This window comes from Yersinia thracica, assembly GCF_902170565.1.
Lineage (GTDB): Bacteria > Pseudomonadota > Gammaproteobacteria > Enterobacterales > Enterobacteriaceae > Yersinia > Yersinia thracica.
In genome coordinates this window covers 82,711-100,312 of the sequence record NZ_CABHXX010000091.1, presented here as the reverse complement: position 1 = coordinate 100,312, position 17,602 = coordinate 82,711, and the positions used below count along the sequence as shown (strand labels likewise).

Here is a 17,602-nt window from a genome sequence, read left to right as displayed (position 1 = left end):
GAATTTTATTGCTTAAATTACCGTAAATTGTTTCATTTTATTTATGTAAAAACCACGTCATTTTTTAAAAAACTTAATTAATTTTTACTTTTACAATGAGTTATATAAATTTAATATCTTTTCTATTAATAATAAAAAACAATATCATCAGTTTCGTTTATCAAGCCATTAGGAGGAAATGTATCATTTAGCACTGCGACTGCTCACCATTTTAAAGGAAAATCATATTGAATAAGAATTCGTAATTTGTGATCTTACACGTAAAAAATACTGACAGATCCAACCAGGAATAACTTTAGCAATGATATTATCGAGTGAAGTGCAATAAATTGTATGCTGGTTGGATAATGAAAACCAGCCGCTAAGCTGATTTTCATTATTTTAAATAATCTAAGACTCACTCTGATAAGGTTTATTTTTTCAGTTGCAATGTCGTCATGCAAGTTTGGCTTTCAGCTTGAGTCGCAAAAGGTGATGTCGCCTTAAGCCCTTGATAACTCACTTCGATCGTCCCTTCTATATTACGTGGCAACCACACACCAATAAAACCATTCTGATAACTGGTCAATTTATCCTGCAAGATAACTTTCCCGGCTTGATCGGTGATTTTCACATCGAAGGGGGTATTCGCCAATTCGCCACGGCAGCCAGATAAACTGTGATTAAAACACGGGTGGGTTTGGTTGATATAAGGCGCAAATGAGAGATAGAACTTATCACCCACAGGGAAAGAAAACTGCTGTTGCCCATCAGATAATTTCAACTCAGTCCCCGTGACCGAAGCTGAATACGCCAAAGGCCGTTCTTGTTTGGATTGATCAATTGTCTCAATCATTTGCTCAGTGGTTTTTCCAGATAAGCCTTGTTGAGCCAAAAACTCTGTTGCGGCGGTGGAAGAAGATGATGATGGTGTAGAAGAAGATTGTGCCAAAGCCAAATGGCTGAAAGTGACTGCGGCTAAAGCAACAATAGCCAGTCGGGCAGTTGAAACAAATGTCTTTTTCACTGTCATGGTGTCCTTTCGATAAGAGGAAAATGTTTTAGATAAGTTGAAATAATGACTGATAATCTAAACCCTCCCCTTGGGGGAGGGTCAAAGACAGATTTGAATAGAAAGGTAAACCATTGTATAGAAATGGATTTTTTTGATTTAAATCAAATTAGAACCGTGATATTCCTCTCAAAACGTTTTAGTTAATGTCTGGATGCTGAGCAATCAGATTCTTTCTCTTTTTCTCAAGTTCGGCAATTTGCTGATCAATATCCTCAATATTCTGTTCGATATGATCATGGTGCTCCTGCAACAGCTCTTTGGCTTCTGCTTTATCTGAAGCGGCGGGTGTTGCCCCTTTCAGTGGCATATTCGCCGTTTCTTTCATAAATATTCCAGTCACCAAGCCAATAACCGCAACCACCATCAAATAATAAGCTGGCATAAACAGATTTTGGGTGGTTTCAACCAGCCACGCGGCAACTGTGGGGGTCAGGCCGGCAACCAGTACGGAAATATTAAAGGCGATAGCCAATGCGCTGTAGCGAATATGAGTGGGGAACATGGCTGGCAATATGGATGCCATCACACCGGTAAAGCAGTTAAGTAAAATCGCCAGAATCAATAGGCCACAAAATATCAAACCGATAATGCCGCTGTTAATCAAAATAAAGCTAGGGATAGCGAGAATAAACAGCCCGATACTGCCGCAAATAACAAAAGGTTTACGGCCAAATCGGTCACTCATTAAGCCCATAACCGGCTGGACGAATAACATGCCGAGCATAATAGCGATAATAATCAATACGCCATGATCTTCAGAATAATGCAGGCTATGTGACAGATAACTCGGCATATAGGTCAACAGCATATAATAAGTGACATTAGTCGCAATCACCATGCCGACACAGATAGTCAGATTCTTCCATTGCTTGGTTAATATTTCGTGGAAAGAGACCTTGGGTGGCTGAGCTATATTATGGCGCGAATCATTATCGATTTTATCGACATGCTGCTGAAAAGTCGGCGTCTCTTCAAGTGCATGGCGCAAATAGATACCAATCAGCCCTAATGGTGCCGCGACAAAGAATGGAATACGCCAGCCCCATTCAAGGAAACTGGCCTCACCCACAATACTAGAAATCAGCAGAACGACCCCTGCCCCCAGCACAAAACCGGCAATAGAACCAAAATCCAGCCAACTGCCGAGGAAACCGCGCTTTCTGTCCGGTGAATATTCAGCGACAAAAATAGCCGCACCGGTATATTCGCCACCGACCGAAAAACCCTGCGCTAATTTTGCTAATAACAGCAGTATCGGTGCCCAAATACCTATCGAAGCATAAGAGGGAATCAACCCAATACAGAAGGTACTCACTGACATAATAATGATGGTGACCGATAGGACTTTCTGTCGCCCATATTTATCACCCAATGCACCAAAAAATATCCCGCCGAGGGGCCGAACCAGGAAAGGAACGGAAAAAGTCGCCAGTGCGGCGATCATCTGAATACCGGGATCAGCGCCGGGGAAAAATACCTGACCAAGGGCGAATGCAACAAAACCATACACACCAAAGTCGAACCACTCCATGGCGTTGCCCAGCGCCGCTGCGGTGATAGCTTTCTTCAGCTTGGTATCATCAATAATCGTAATATCATTGATTTGCATAGGTTTAACATTCTTTCTTCGTAGTCCCATTTTTGCTTCCTTATGTTCCCAATAGCTCCACTGCATAAAGCCAAAGTCAAAGTCATCAATTACAGTTATCCCTGTTACGGGATTAAAATCTTTATAGGGGATTTATACCCTAAATAATTCGAGTTGCAGGAAGGCGGCAAGTGAGAGAATTCCGATGAGCTTACTGTCTTGTAAGTGATTCGGATTATTAAACATAGCCAACGCACATGCAGCTTGAAGTATGACGGGTATATAAGAATAGTTGTAAAGCAGCGGGATGTGTAGGGAAAACGAGAGGATAATCATTAGAAACTCTAATGTAACGAGATTAAAAAACTAAAACTTAGCCTGAGTCTGCCACCTATTCCGCGGTGACAGACTCAGCTAATGATTAATGCTGCGGATCAGTATCTGACGGGTGTTTGCGCGATTTTGTCCATTCCCGTAACCGCTGAATATGCAGATACAGCGCCGGAATGAAGAAGATCCCCACGGCGGTGGCCATTAACATGCCACCAAACACGGTGATACCAATAATCTGACGGCTCATCGCGCCCGCGCCACTGGCAAAGACCAGCGGCATCACGCCGAGAATAAACGAAATTGCCGTCATCATCACCGCACGGAAACGCTGTTTGGCACCATCTTGTGCCGCCTGAGCAATACTCGCGCCCTCTTCCCGTCGGGCTTTGGAGAATTCGACAATCAATATCGCATTCTTGGCCGCCAACCCTATCAGTAATACCAACCCGATTTGCGCGTACACATCATTGGCAAAGCCCATCGTTGACAATCCGGCCACTGCGCCGCCGACCGCAAACACCACTGACAGAATCACCACCAGCGGGATACTCCAACTTTCATACTGGGCAACCAAGAACAGGTAAGCGAACACTAACGCAGCCAGATAAATAAACACCACCTGCCCGCCAGTTTGCTGCTCCTGCCATGACATCCCGCTCCAGCTATAACTGTAGCCTTGCGGTAAATTCTGCGCCAATAGTGCTTCCATCGCCGCCATTGCCTGACCCGAACTGGCACCGTCGGCCGCCGAACCACTGATAGCAACTGAAGGGAACTGATTGAAATTACTGATAAAAGGTGCACCCACTGAAGGCGTCAGAGTCACCAGATTGGCCAAACTGACCAATGCGCCGTTATCACTACGCACATTCAAACTATTGATCTGAGCGGTGCGCTGACGGAAATCCATATCATTTTGTAATTGCACCCGGAACATGCGGTTATTTAAGGTGAAATCACCGGCATTCATGCCCCCAAGAGAGGTTTGCAAGGTCTGGAAAATGCGGCTGACCGGCACCTGTAGTAATGCCGCACGATCTCGGTCAATACTCAGATTGGTTTCTGGTACCGAAGCACTGAAAGTGGTAAACACACGGCTCAGTTTCGGGTCTTGATTAGCAGCAAAAATAATCCCCTGACTGACCTGCGCCAGTTCTTGCGGCGTTTGCCCCAACAGGGCTTGAATCCGCAAATCAAAGCCCGAAGCACTGCCCAAACCGGCAATCGCCGGTGGATTGACCGCCATGATCATCGCCGATGGAATCGCCGCCAAATTGGCCTGAATGTTCGCCAGAACCTGATCAATATGCGGGCGTTGCCCCCAAGGTTTAAGCATCACAATAGCAAAACCGGCATTGGGTGAATTATTGCCACTGAGCAAACTAAAACCAGTGATTTTTATCACATCCTTGACGGCATCATTAGCGGTAACCTGTTGGTACATCTGATCCATTACCGTCTGAGTCCGATTCAGAGAAGCCCCATCCGGCAACTGTAAGCTGACGAAGAAATAGCCCTGGTCCTCTTCCGGCAAGAATGACGTTGGCAGTCGGGTATAACCCCACCAGGTGGCAAATCCCACCAACAACAGCGCGACGATACTGAATACAGCGCGGCTACTGATTTTCCCCGTCAATGCGACATAACCATCACGGGCGCTGTCCAACCCGCGGTTAATCCCGCCAAATACCCCAGTTGTTGACAATGTCCGGCGCTTAAGTAATACCGCGCACAGTGCCGGGCTTAAGGTTAACGCATTGATACTGGACAAAATAACTGCCGCCGAGAGGGTGACCGCGAACTGCCGATACAGCTCACCGACAATGCCCGGTAAAATCGCAATGGGTACAAATACCGCCATCAGCACCAAGGTGGTGGCAATAATCGGCCCGGCAATCTGGCTCATCGCCTTCTTGGTTGCCTCTGCGGGGGTTAGATTTGGGTCAATCGATAATAGGCGCTCGACGTTTTCGACCACCACAATAGCGTCATCCACCACAATGGTCAGCGCCAGAATTATGGCAAACAGACTGAGGGTATTCGCCGAGTAACCAAAGACATACAGCACCGCAAAGGTGCCCAACAGCGAAACCGGAATAGTGAGCGCAACAATAAAAGTCGCGCGCATACTTTGTAAAAACAGATATACCACCGCCAGCACCACAATCAGGGTCAAGGTCAGCGAAAGTGCAATTTCATGCAAAGTTGCCGTGACCGGCAAGGTGGAATCGTAGTTAATTTCATAGGTCAGATCCGGCGGGAAAGCCGCTGACAGGCGGGCCATTTCGTCACGAACGCCATTGGCCACCTCTAATGCATTGGCACCGGGCACCGGATAAACCACTAAGAATGCTGATTCAGTCTGGTTTTGCGCCGCACTGACTTGATAATTCTGCGCCCCCAGTGCTACGCGGGCAACATCACCCAGCCGAATCATACCACCCTGCGGATTGCTACGAATAATGACATTAGCAAATTCCTGTGGGTCGGAAAGCCGCCCCTGCCCACTGATAGTCAGGGTTTGCTGTTGGTCGGGCAATGATGGCGACGAACCTATTTGCCCGGCAGCCGCCTGTACGTTCTGCTGTTGCAATGCCGCGATGATGTCTTGCACGCTAACATTCAGCGACTCCATGCGTTGTGGATTCAACCACACACGCATGCTGTAATCACGGGCACCGAACACCTGCACATCACCCACACCATTGATACGCGCAATAGCATCACGCAGCTGTATGCTGGTGTAGTTACTCACAAACAGGGCATCATGAGTCTGTTTTGGCGAAAAGACACTCACTCCCAAGAGTAGATTAGAAGCGCGTTTGCGCACTGAAATGCCGTTTTCATTCACTTCAGCCGGGAGCTGGGCGCTCACCTGAGAAATGCGGTTTTGCACTTCAACTGCGGCCATATCCGGATCAGTGCCGCTGGCGAAAGTGATACTCAGTTGATAGCTGCCGTTATTGCCACTGGTGGATTCCATATACAGCATATTGCTGACACCATTGACTTGAGCTTCCAGCGGGGAGGCAATAGCCTGCGCCACATCGCGGGCGCTGGCTCCCGGATAAACCGCACTGACAGAGACAACTGGCGGCGTGATATCCGGATATTGCTCCACCGGAATCACATGCAATGACACCCAGCCAACAATGGTTATCACCAATGCAATAACAATGGCGAACTTGGGACGACGGATAAAGAAATGCAGCATCTGTCCTTCCCCTTAGTTCGCAGTCAGCGGTGGTGCAACACTGGCGCTCACTGTCATACCGGGCCGGACATGTTGTAGCCCCGACACAATGACTCGCTCGCCGACTTTCAGCCCCTCTTTCACTTCATATTGCTGCTCAAACTGCTCGCCGAGAGTGACGGGCCGCACTTCCACCTGATCTTTATCCGTTACCACCAACACAAAATGGCCCTGCTTATTCTGTTGCAATGCGGCAATCGGAATGGCCGCGACAGCTTTTGCTGTTTCGGCGGCCAGCGACACATTCACCACCCCGCCGGGCAGTAATAGATGCCGTGGGTTGTCAAAACGAGTTCGAATAGTCACCGTACCAGTCTGTTTATCAATTTGATTATCAACAGATTCAAAGACGCCGCTGTCCGGATATTGCTTACCATTCGCCAGTTGAATGCGCGGAGTAAAATGCTCAAATGCCAGTGCGCTGTTTTCACTCGCGGATGCGCCACTTGCTGCGGATAATTGATAGGTGGCGGTAATGTAATCTCTTTCATTAACAGCAATAGCGACTCGAATAGGGTCGAGCTGCACAATACTGACCAAGGTACCACTGGCCGGGTTAATCAAACTGCCGACGTTAAAGCGGCTGTGACCAATTTGGCCGGTGATCGGGGCATAAATGCGAGTAAAACCGAGTTGTAGTTGCTGAATTTGTAGGTTTGCTTGCGCCTGAGCCACCGCCGCCCGGCTGATATCCCGCTGTGCCTGTGCTTCATCGACTTCCGCCTGACTGACTGAGCGATTATTACCCAAACGCTGCAAGCGAGTGAGAGTCACCTGCGCATGGTTGGCGCTGGCGGTTGCGCTATCTAATTGCGCCTGTGCTTGAGTGACGGATGCCTGATGTAAAACCGGATCAATTTCATACAGTAAATCCCCCTGCTTGACCATCTGCCCCTCGGTAAACAATCTGGCGGCAATAAACCCTTCGGTGCGGGTTGTTACATCCACGGCCTGAATGGCTTCCACCCGTCCGAGAAATTGCAATGCAGTATCTGGCGTCGCAGAGGTCACTATCGCGACAGTCACCGCCGGTAAAGGTGCCGCTGCCAGCGCGCTATCTGTGCTGATACCCAGCATTAACACCATTGCATATGCGGGCAGATATGCGGGTAGAGAAGATAGCCGAGCACATAGGATTCGCTGCGCGTTAAGCATTATCGCGTTGCGAACCAAATTCAGTGTAGACATGGTCATTTATTCCTTACTCTCGGCGGGCAATTAGTTTGGGTATGGGGTCAGTAAACTTAGCGCGATTAATAATAATCTTAAGCCACTTTAACGTCTTGCGACAAAAATTCATATCGCAGACTGAAGCCCGAATAACCATCATTTTGGGCAGGGTGCAAAACATTCATCTCGGCGCACTGCTAAGCACTAGAGGCTCATTTAACATGAAAGGTAAATAGTCAGTTTAGTTTTATTTTTATTCTTTTTTAATGAAAAAACCGCAGAAAAACATCATATTATTCTAAGCTAAAATAATAACTCGGCGGAGTTATGCTAGTTTATATTATCTTAGTGCCTTCACTTTCGGCTGATTAGACAGTTATTTTCTCAGCGCGCCCAGTCTATTTCTCAGTGAGGAAAGATGGCAAACAGGGGTTGCCCATGGATGGCCGAGTAATAAGTGCAGCCAACACCGCTGCAATTTGAAAGATGATGGGTATAAGGGAATTCACTATGACAAACTCCACCCCACCTGAAGCAGGGGCCAGAGGGGAAAATGTTTTCTTTGCCAAACGGGCTTTGCGGACGATGGTTTTGCTCGTTGGGGCAATCATTATTATTGCCGCCACGGGCATTATCTATCTTGCTACACAATTAAATGAACAAGCCGAGTCCAATAGCCGTTTTCTGGTGGAAAAAGCATGGGAAACGCGCCAAAAATCGATCAAAACCAGAATAAAAGATAATGCTTATTGGGGCGATGCTTATGAGCATTTACATGTAACAGTCGATCCTGACTGGGCCTTTGTTAGCCAAAATCTGGGGCCATCGCTTTATAAAAACTTTGGCTATGAAGGTATTTTTGTCATTGATGGACAGGGGAAAACCCGTTATTCCGTCATCAATGGGCAGTTGGTGAATATCCGTCTACAAGACTGGCTCGATGAAGATATTACGCCGTTTATTGATTCGGTACGCCGTCAGGTTGAAAACCAAGATGCCGCCACGAAAATCGTCAATGTTGCCGGGGCACCAGCCATTGTTGCTGCAGCGGTATTAACTACCGGCAATGACCCCCGGATTAAACCCGTGGCTGGCCCACCGTCTGTTCTGGTCTTTACCAATATACTGACCCAAACCGAACTGAATGTTTTGGGGGAAAATTATGGTATTCACCAACTTCGCACGGCCCGGGATAAAAAAGATGCGGCGTCCAGTCCCGCCATTCAGCTATCGTCAACACCATTACCTTTAAAACAATCATCTTTAAAACAACCACCTTCAAAGCAATTATCCTCAAAAGAATTAGCGCCCAATGACGACACTGTAGTGACGCTGCACTGGAACCAAAATATGCCCGGCGCGCAACTGCTCAATATTTTACTGCCATTACTGGCGCTAATTGCCCTTATTCTCTGGCTGAGCGGCTGGTGGATTCTGCGGCGCGCGTTGTCAGAAGCGCGCACAGCCGATGAAAACAAAGTGGCGTTAATTGCCAGCGAAGAGCGCTTTCGCCACATGGCGGAAGCCGCCACCGATTGGCTATGGGAAACAGATGCCAACCTGCGCATCACTTATCTGTCCCAGCGGTTTTTCACTATTACCGGGCTGAGTGTCGAGCGCTGGTTGGGCCGTAATCTCGACTCATTGCTCAATTGTGACCATATTCCGCTGCGATCCTGGCTGCAATACACGCACTTAACCGAATCCCGCAATGAGCTGCAATGCACCTATTTCTCAGCTAAAGGCGACAAACGTATTTGCCGCGTTTATGCCAAACCCATCATCAAAAATGATGAAAACATTGGTTTTCGTGGCACCGTCTCTGACATCACCCAAGAGATAGAAGCACAGGAGCGAATTCAGCATCTTTCTCTGCATGACTCGCTGACTGGTTTACCCAACCGCATGAGAATGAAAGAATTTTTGGAAAGTAAGCTGCGTAATTTAACCGCTGCGCCGCATCCGTTGGTGATCCTCAATGTTGATTTGGATAAATTTAAGCCGGTCAATGATACCTTTGGCCATATTGCCGGTGACCAGGTGCTCCATCAGGTCTCTGAACGGCTGAGAAGTTGTTTGCGCGATCAGGATTTAGTGGCTCGTCAAGGGGGAGATGAATTCATTCTAATTATTACCGGGCTGTCTTCAATCAAAGAAATTGAAGACCTCTGCGCGCGGGTTATTGACCGCATCGAAAGCCCATATATCATTAATAATCAGGATATTTTCATCAGTGCCAGTATCGGTATTGCGCTGGCGCCACAGGACTCCATGCAAGCCGAGGAGCTGTTGCGCTTTGCAGATATTGCCATGTATGAAGCCAAAAATAGTGGCCACAACCGCTGGAGTTTTTATTCCAGTGAAATGAATGACCGCCTAATGCAACGCAGCGAATTAGAGCGTTTCTTGCGCCAGGCGATTAAACACAATGAATTCAACCTTTACTATCAGCCGCGCTATCGCATTGCAGGGACAAAACTTACCGGTGCCGAGGCGCTGGTGCGCTGGAACCACCCAGTGCTGGGACTACTGATGCCAGATCAATTCATTGCTCTGGCAGAAGAAACCGGCCTGATCACCGCCATCAGCGACTGGACGATGCTTCAAGCCTGTCAGGATGCGGCGACATGGCCCGCCTCACTGATTATTTCAGTCAATATTTCTGCCATTGAATTCCGCAGCCAACATCTCATCGAACGAGTACGACAAGTTTTGCGACTAACCGGCTTACCGAGCCACCGGCTGGAGTTGGAAATCACTGAGCGGATAATGATTGAAGATGCGGATGGCGCATTTAAAACCATGACCGCATTGAAAGCGCTGGGCGTGCGTTTATCAATGGATGATTTTGGTACTGGATATTCTTCACTGAATTATCTGCGCCGCTTCCCATTCGATGGTTTGAAAATTGATAAGAGCTTTATTGATGAACTGACGCAATCCCGAGAAGGGCAGTCAATTGTGGAGGGCATTATTAACCTCGGCCACGCGCTGTCCATGACCGTGACCGCCGAGGGGGTTGAAACCACAGAACAACTTGAGCACCTGCAAGCATTAACCTGTGATGAAGCCCAAGGTTATCTTCTAGGTAAACCAATGAAGTTAAATGAATTATTAAATATTACGCATCAGGCAGATTGCGATAAATAAAATATCAAGAAAAGCGGCTCAGCCTCTGGCTGAATGGCTCATAGAGGCTGAGCAGCAACAGTTTTATTGAGTGGGTTGGCTTTTTAGTTTGAAATTAACAATATCGTAGACCAAACCATCTATTGTACTTTTGACTTGTTCCGCAGAAATGGGTACGCCGCTGTTACTGACATCCTTACCATAAGCTTTGCGTACTACGACAATAACGGGTTTGCCGGTATTGGAATCAATAACCTGTAATTCCAAATAAAGCGCAGTATGCTGAGTGCGGTTACCGGTCGCCGCCATAGTTCCAGCAACAACAGCGGCTATAGGTATCATTTCATAAACTTCAAGATCTTTATCTTCAGCAGAAACCGCAGTAATGGCTCCCCGCACAATCAAAATATTCCGTTTCTTCGGTGAATTGACGAGTGGTAATTGCTGGCTAACAGCTTCTTTCAGTCTTTTATTCGCGTAAGCTAATATTTCATCTAATGTTTTCTGACTGACTCGTTGAGTTGGACCCGATTTTGGATAATAGATCAATGGTGTGTAATAAATGCCAGTATATTTTTCAACATTAAAATCTGGGGAAACCCAACGCAATACTTTCTGGCCACTGGCAGACTCGGACTCCTGTAACTTACTGTAATCAACAAGAAAACCAGAATACTGCGCACTGGTTGTAACCTTTGAGGCGCATCCTGCCACTAATATCCCGACGGCAAACAGCACCGCTATCTTATAACTGTTCAGAATGACCATTGTATTTTCCTATATGTTAATTAGGGATCTAAAAAACAGAAATGTAGAAAAGGCCGGGAAAGCAAAAGAATGAGAATGTTCTCCATTTAAATATTAAACCATGGCAAAACATTTGCAGGATATAAATTAAAGAATTAAAAGCCCCCGTAGAGACCTATAATGAAATTTAATTTGAGAATAAAACCGTAGCAGAAAAGAAAAGTCATCGGATAAAAATTAAGACGCCAAAGTATCCAGTTGATAAAGGCCATCCAGGAATGCAGAAACAAAACTCCCCTGCCCGCCGACTTGCGACATAACTCTACACGGGTCACCGCCAGTCAACCACGGGCGGCGGCAATCACCGCCTGCCCCAGCGCCAGACCGCCATCACCGGCGGGCAGGCGCTGGGGCATCAATAGCGGGAAGTCGTGCAGTTGCTCGCGGAGTAATTCGCGCAGCAGCCGGTTATGCAGCACACCACCGGAAAAGGCAATAGTATCAATGCCATAATGCAGTGCCGCCTGTCGGGCTAAGCGGGCAAAACCCTGTGCGAGAGCAAAGTGAAAAGCATAAGCGCGCTCAGCCGGTGAAGCATCAAAAGCCAGCCATTGCCGCCAGAAAGTGGCTAAATCCAATTGATTGTCGAGCAGTGGCATAGTGACGGGCGGAACTGTTCGGGAACTTTGCCATGCCAGCGCCTCCAGCAAACACGCGGCTTCCCCCTCCCAGCTTAAGGTCGATGGCCCAATATTCAGTGCGGCGGCCACAGCATCAAATAGCCGCCCTGCCGATGAGGCCAATGGCGCATTAATACCGCGCGCAATCGCCCGCGCCAGTACCTCACCCTGCGGTTTGGGAATAGCCACCGCTGCGGGTAAGTTTTGCCAATCCGGTACAAAGCGCTGAAACTGCGCCAGTAAATTGCGCCACGGTTGGCGAGAGGCCAGATCCCCGCCGGGTAAGGCCACCGCAGGCAAACCGCCCACATATTCACAATTCACATAGTCGACCAGAAAACATTCGCCGCCCCATAGTTTCCCCTGCGCGCCATACCCCAGCCCATCCAACGCCAAACCTATCACCGCCCCCCCCTGGCGCGGCCAGCCATGTTCCGCCAAACAAGCCGCCAAATGAGCATGATGATGCAAAACTTCGGTGCAGGGGATATTTTGCTGCGCGGCCCACTCTTTGCCGAACTGGTGGCTGATATAACCGGGGTGCGCATCCACCACCACCGCCTGCGGGGTAAAATGATAAATATCGCAAAACAGCGCTAATAACTGTTGTTGCTGCTGCGCAATATCGCGGTCTGCCAGATCGCCCAGATGCTGGCTCAGCACCGCATTACTGTCTCGCAGCAAGCAAAAGGTGTTTTTCATGTCGGCCCCGAGCGCCAGAATGGCCGGGTGCTGACTAAACCCCGGCGGCAACTCGAAAGCATCTGGCACATAGCCTCGGGCGCGGCGCAGCATTTCAGCCCCTTGCGGAGTCAGGCGCACCAATGAGTCGTCGGCGCGCTGCACAATTTCCCTGTCGTGTAATAGCCAGTGATCGGCAATATCACTCAGGGCGCATAGGGCTTGTTGATTACTCAGAGCGGGCGGTTTGCCGCGGCCATTGCCGGAGGTCATGACCAACGGGCGCGCCACCTGTTGCAGCAGTAAATGTTGCAGTGGATTGGCGGGCAGCATAATGCCGATTTCAGGTAACTCTGGCGCGATCGCCGCACAAAGAGGGCTTTCCGGCGGCTTCGCCACTAAAACTATCGGGGCCGCGGGGCTGCGCAGCAAACTCAGTAATGCATCATTATCAGTCTGTTGCACACAGGTTTGCAGCCAGTCGATACCAGGTAACATCACCGCCAACGGCTTGGAAGGCCGCTGTTTGCGCTCACGCAAGCGGGCTACTGCGGCGGCATTGGTGGCGTCCACCGCCAGATGAAAACCGCCCAGTCCTTTGACAGCTACAATTTCGCCAGCCAGCAGTGCAGCGGCGGCCTGTTCTAGCGCGGCGAAGCCATGGGTCACGGCCTGCCCATCAGCTTTCGTCAACCACAGTTGCGGGCCACAATCCGCACAGGCATTGGGCTGGGCATGAAAACGGCGGTCTGCGGGGTGGTCATATTCGGCCTGACAAGCCGCGCACAGCGGGAACTTGCTCATGGCGGTATAGGGCCGGTCGTAAGGCATGCGGTGGATGATGGTAAAGCGCGGGCCACAATGGGTGCAGTTGATAAAAGGATAACGGTAGCGGCGGTTGGTAGGATTATTCATTTCACTCAGGCATGCATCACAGGTCGCGGCATCCGGTACGATTTGGGTATCCATCTGCCCGACCCCGCTATGGTGAATCACGAAATCCAGCGGCGGCTGCGCCCAGTGGTATGGCGTGGTGACGATGCTATCAATATGCGCCAATGGCGGGCAATCTTGCGGCAATGCTTGTAAAAAGTCCGCCACCGCCGGAGCTTGCCATAAATGAACCGTCACCCCCGCGCTGTCGTTACTGACATCACCGAACACCCCAAAACGATGGGCTAGTTGCCAGATATAGGGGCGAAAACCCACCCCCTGCACTTTGCCCTTTATCCGCAGACTGAGGCCGTTTATCTCCACAAAAACTCCTTAATGAAGCGACTAACAAAGCTGTTTTGTGGTTTGGCGACAGGCGGGGCGACTGCACCGATGGGCGCTCCGGCGACTGACGTCGCTACGACCCATTCGCCACATTTCCCCGCTTATCAACATTGTTATCCGCCAGTTTATTTCCGTAACAGGAGGATCAACATATACGGGGTAATGGTTCGTCTAGAGGTAAGTCTAACCGCCGTGAAACACCAAATGCGCCGCATAACCGCACTTGTTTATTCTCCGTCACCTGTCCGATAACCGCGGCATCACGGCCGAGTGGGTGGCGCTGTAACTCAGTTAAAACAGCATCTTGCGCCTCAGGTGAGACCACCAGCACCAGTTTGCCTTCATTGGCAAAGTTGAGCGCATCCAGCCCCAGTAATTCACAAATACCGCGCACCGCAGGTTTCAGTGGCAAATCTGCTTGGTTGATTTCCATGCCGCAACCACTGGCAGCGGCAAATTCGTGCAAAATTGCCGTCACACCACCACGGGTCGCATCGCGTAGCGCCCGCACACCGCTAATATGGCGCAGGGGGGCAATCAAAGGAGTCAGCAGGGCGCAATCACTGACTAACTCCGCCTCCAGCCCCAAACCTTCGCGCAAATTTAAGATTGTCGCGCCATGATCGCCCAAGGTGCCGCTGACAACTATCCGATCGCCGGCACGGATCATCGCGGTTCCCCATTGGATATCCGCTGGGATCACCCCGATGCCGGTGGTATTGATGAAGATCTTATCCGCCGCGCCGCGCTGCACCACTTTGGTATCCCCGGTGACGATCTGAATCCCCGCCTGCTGTGCCGTGGCCGCCATGGAGTGCACAATGCGCTCCAAATCCGCCATTAGCAGCCCTTCTTCCAGAATAAAACCACATGAAAGATAACGCGGAGTCGCGCCACTGACTGCCACATCATTGGCCGTGCCGCACACCGCCAATTTGCCGATGTCGCCGCCGGGGAAGAAAATAGGATCAATGACATAGCTGTCAGTCGATATCGCCAGCCGATCGCCCTGTGCTGTCAGATCTGCCAGCGCAATGCGCGCCTGATCTTCCCGCTCATTCAGTGCCGGATTAGAAAACGCCGCCAAAAACAGCGATTCGATCAAGCTCTGCATTGCCCGCCCACCACTGCCGTGTGCCAGGGTAATTTCTTGTTTATTCATTTAGTTGTGACCCATTGAAAACAATACCCAAAGTCATTGAAGTGAACGCCGCTAACACCCCTGCGGCTTCAAGTGCGAAGGGCTATCGGTATTGATAATAAGCAGAGCAAGCCCCTTCGGAGGAAACCATCAGCGCGCCGAATGCATTATCTGGCGTGCATTCACCACCAAACAGCGGGCATTGATCCGGTTTACAACGCCCGGTCAGCACATCGCCGCAACGGGATCGCGGATCATCCGCCACCCGCTGTTGCTGCGGGGTGAAACGCCGCTCCGCATCAAACGCCTGATAATCCGGGCTAAGTTGCACTCCAGAATCGGCTATTTCGCCCAATCCGCGCCACTCACTGCGGGTTTTCACCACAAACACCTCGGCCAGCGCTTGTTGCGCTAGCAGGTTGCCGCTGTCCGGCACAATGCGCCGATATTGGTTTTCCACCGCACAGCGCCCACTGACCCTCTGCTCCAGCAGCATCACCAGCCCTTGCAAAATATCCAGCGGTTCAAAGCCGGTGACCACCAGCGGCTTATTGAATTGGCTGCAAATAAAATCGTATGGCGTGGTGCCGATCACCATGCTGACATGGCCGGGCGCGAGGAAACCGTCAATGCGTACATCGGGCTGTTGCAGTAAGCTGCGCAAGGTAGGAATAATAGTAATGTGCTGGCAGAACACAGTGAAGTTGGTCAGCCCCAGCCGTTTGGCTTGTTGCAGTGTTAAGGCGGTGGCGGGCATGGTGGTTTCAAAACCGAGACCGAAAAACACCACTTCGCGATCCGGATGACGCTGTGCCAGGGTCAGGGCATCCAGCGGCGAGTAAACCACGCGAATATCAGCCCCGCGCCGCTTGGCATCCAACATCGAGCCATTGCGCCCCGGCACCCGCATCGCGTCGCCATAAGTGCAGAAGATCACCGCTGGATCGGCGGCAATTTCCAGACAACTGTCAATGCGGCCCATCGGCAACACGCACACCGGGCAACCCGGCCCGTGGACAAACTCCAAACCGTCCGGTAGCAATTGATCCAAGCCGAATTTGAAGATCGCATGAGTGTGACCGCCGCACACTTCCATAATTTGTAGCGGCAAACGCTGTTGATCCGCAAGTTGCGGCAGTAAGTTTTCGATCCGCTGTAATAATGCACTGACCAGCGCCGGATCACGGAATTCATCAACGTAGCGCATCATTGGCCCCACTGGCGATATCATCCAAATCCAGTCCCACCGCCTGCATATGCGCGAGCGCCGCGAGGGTTTGCTGGGCTTCTTCTTCATCAAGCAAGCTCATGGCAAACCCGACATGCACCAATACCCATTGGCCGAGTAAGTCAGCCGGTGACGCGTCACACACCAACGCGATATTGATTTCGCGTTTTACGCCGCTCACTTCCACCCAAGCCAGTTGGTGGATATCTTCACCCACCGCCACTATTTTGCCGGGTACGCCTAAGCACATCGCTGTGTCTCCAGCCATTCCAGCCACAAATCCATCCCCTCACCGCTGCTGGCTGACAATGCAATCACCTGAATATCCGGGTTCACCTGGCGGGCATAATTGATGCACTGCTCAATATCAAAATCCAGATACGGCAACAGGTCGATTTTATTGATAATCATCAAGGTAGAGGCGGCAAACATATGAGGATATTTCAGCGGCTTATCTTCGCCCTCTGTCACTGAAAGCACCGCGACCTTATGGCGTTCCCCCAGATCAAAGCTGGCCGGACACACCAAATTGCCCACGTTTTCAATAAATAGCAGGCTGTCATTGCTGAGATGCAGGCGGTGCGCGGCATCATGCACCATCTGCGCATCGAGATGGCAACCTTTGCCGGTATTGACCTGAATCGCGGGGACACCGGTGGCGCGAATGCGTTCGGCATCATGAGTGGTTTGCTGATCACCCTCAATCACCGCGCAGGGCACTTGCCCGGCCAACAGTTGCAAGGTGGTGGTCAACAGGGTGGTTTTGCCGGAGCCGGGACTGGAAACCAAATTCAGCGCCAAAATATGTTGCTCGACAAAATGCTCACGATTATGGCTGGCTAACTGGTTGTTTTTGCTCAGGACGTCCTGCTCGATTTGCAACAAGCGGCGCTGCCCCATACCCGGCGCATGGCTACCGGCTTCACCCTGACCATAATGCAGCCCCAGCTTGTCAGCATGAACTTGCGGAGTGAAAGGCTCGGCGGCGGGCGCGTCAGTATCCTCGGGCTGAATGTCCTCAAATTCAATGGCCGCCATCGGTTCTGGCGCTTTGCCATGATAGTGATGATGGACATCGCCCTGATGGTAATAATAGTGATGGTGAACAATGACCGGATGCGTCCCCTTGGCAACATATTTGTGTTTATGTTTATGCTGAATCTTTTGCGTCGGGGCAGCCGTTTCGTGATGATCATGCTGGTGGCCGTCATCGTGATGATGATGGTGGTGGTGGTGATCATCATGTTGATGATTGTCGTCGCCCTCGATCTTTCTCTCGCCGCTGGCGCAACCACAAGTCGTACACATAGGAATTCACTC

At 50.2% G+C, this 17,602-nt stretch carries 11 protein-coding genes and 1 pseudogene; 1 reads left to right on the top strand and 11 read right to left on the bottom strand.

The window, feature by feature from the left end:
* Positions 1–412: 412 nt before the first annotated feature.
* The 4 genes from cueP to FTA91_RS12955 form a co-directional block, all read right to left on the bottom strand.
* Positions 413–1,006, bottom strand: coding sequence for a copper-binding periplasmic metallochaperone CueP (gene cueP, locus FTA91_RS12970; protein ID WP_050112488.1), 594 nt, complete (start codon positions 1,004–1,006; stop codon positions 413–415).
* A 184-nt stretch (positions 1,007–1,190) separates the two neighbouring features.
* Complete coding sequence (gene proP / locus FTA91_RS12965) at positions 1,191–2,693, bottom strand: glycine betaine/L-proline transporter ProP (RefSeq protein WP_145534929.1); 1,503 nt, start codon at positions 2,691–2,693, stop codon at positions 1,191–1,193.
* Between the two features lie 370 nt (positions 2,694–3,063).
* Positions 3,064–6,189 (bottom strand): efflux RND transporter permease subunit, encoded by a 3,126-nt coding sequence (locus FTA91_RS12960; RefSeq protein WP_145583466.1) that lies wholly within the window; start codon positions 6,187–6,189, stop codon positions 3,064–3,066.
* Between the two features lie 12 nt (positions 6,190–6,201).
* Positions 6,202–7,416 (bottom strand): efflux RND transporter periplasmic adaptor subunit, encoded by a 1,215-nt coding sequence (locus FTA91_RS12955; protein WP_050112376.1) that lies wholly within the window; start codon positions 7,414–7,416, stop codon positions 6,202–6,204.
* Between the two features lie 492 nt (positions 7,417–7,908).
* On the opposite strand from FTA91_RS12955, the gene FTA91_RS12950 reads away from it, so the two are divergent.
* The gene (locus FTA91_RS12950; RefSeq protein ID WP_186377366.1) at positions 7,909–10,548 is read left to right on the top strand and encodes a bifunctional diguanylate cyclase/phosphodiesterase; all 2,640 of its coding nucleotides are present in this window, start codon (positions 7,909–7,911) and stop codon (positions 10,546–10,548) included.
* A gap of 63 nt (positions 10,549–10,611) precedes the next feature.
* Here the strand turns inward: FTA91_RS12950 and FTA91_RS12945 are convergent, their stop codons facing one another.
* From FTA91_RS12945 to hypB, 7 genes and pseudogenes are all read right to left on the bottom strand, one after another.
* A complete protein-coding gene (locus tag FTA91_RS12945) occupies positions 10,612–11,295 on the bottom strand; it encodes a DUF3313 domain-containing protein (protein WP_145534926.1) in 684 nt (227 codons plus the stop codon).
* Positions 11,296–11,511: 216 nt separating this feature from the next.
* A pseudogene (locus tag FTA91_RS20480) lies at positions 11,512–11,601 on the bottom strand (hydroxyethylthiazole kinase); the annotation flags it as partial.
* Between the two features lie 14 nt (positions 11,602–11,615).
* Positions 11,616–13,892 carry a carbamoyltransferase HypF gene (gene hypF, locus FTA91_RS12935; protein WP_145583464.1) on the bottom strand — a complete coding sequence of 759 codons (2,277 nt, stop codon included), beginning with the start codon at positions 13,890–13,892 and terminating at the stop codon, positions 11,616–11,618.
* A 166-nt stretch (positions 13,893–14,058) separates the two neighbouring features.
* Complete coding sequence (gene hypE, locus FTA91_RS12925) at positions 14,059–15,075, bottom strand: hydrogenase expression/formation protein HypE (RefSeq protein WP_050112372.1); 1,017 nt, start codon at positions 15,073–15,075, stop codon at positions 14,059–14,061.
* A gap of 82 nt (positions 15,076–15,157) precedes the next feature.
* On the bottom strand, positions 15,158–16,261 hold the full coding sequence (hypD, locus tag FTA91_RS12920) for a hydrogenase formation protein HypD (protein WP_145583462.1): 1,104 nt from the start codon (positions 16,259–16,261) through the stop codon (positions 15,158–15,160).
* Positions 16,248–16,532: a hydrogenase maturation factor HybG gene (hybG, locus tag FTA91_RS12915; RefSeq protein WP_050112370.1), complete on the bottom strand. Its 285-nt coding sequence runs from the start codon at positions 16,530–16,532 to the stop codon at positions 16,248–16,250. Before hybG ends, hypD begins: the two co-directional genes overlap by 14 nt.
* Positions 16,523–17,590 carry a hydrogenase nickel incorporation protein HypB gene (hypB, locus tag FTA91_RS12910; RefSeq protein WP_050112369.1) on the bottom strand — a complete coding sequence of 356 codons (1,068 nt, stop codon included), beginning with the start codon at positions 17,588–17,590 and terminating at the stop codon, positions 16,523–16,525. Before hypB ends, hybG begins: the two co-directional genes overlap by 10 nt.
* Positions 17,591–17,602: the final 12 nt, after the last annotated feature.

What these genes read in the sequence shown, in the direction of transcription:
- hypE (WP_050112372.1), bottom strand. Translation starts at nt 15,075, where the DNA reads ATGAATAAACAAGAAATTACCCTGGCACACGGCAGTGGTGGGCGGGCA.
- FTA91_RS12950 (WP_186377366.1), top strand. Translation starts at nt 7,909, where the DNA reads ATGACAAACTCCACCCCACCTGAAGCAGGGGCCAGAGGGGAAAATGTT.
- FTA91_RS12960 (WP_145583466.1), bottom strand. Translation starts at nt 6,189, where the DNA reads ATGCTGCATTTCTTTATCCGTCGTCCCAAGTTCGCCATTGTTATTGCA.
- FTA91_RS12945 (WP_145534926.1), bottom strand. Translation starts at nt 11,295, where the DNA reads ATGGTCATTCTGAACAGTTATAAGATAGCGGTGCTGTTTGCCGTCGGG.
- hybG (WP_050112370.1), bottom strand. Translation starts at nt 16,532, where the DNA reads ATGTGCTTAGGCGTACCCGGCAAAATAGTGGCGGTGGGTGAAGATATC.
- FTA91_RS12955 (WP_050112376.1), bottom strand. Translation starts at nt 7,416, where the DNA reads ATGTCTACACTGAATTTGGTTCGCAACGCGATAATGCTTAACGCGCAG.
- proP (WP_145534929.1), bottom strand. Translation starts at nt 2,693, where the DNA reads ATGGGACTACGAAGAAAGAATGTTAAACCTATGCAAATCAATGATATT.
- hypB (WP_050112369.1), bottom strand. Translation starts at nt 17,590, where the DNA reads ATGTGTACGACTTGTGGTTGCGCCAGCGGCGAGAGAAAGATCGAGGGC.
- hypD (WP_145583462.1), bottom strand. Translation starts at nt 16,261, where the DNA reads ATGCGCTACGTTGATGAATTCCGTGATCCGGCGCTGGTCAGTGCATTA.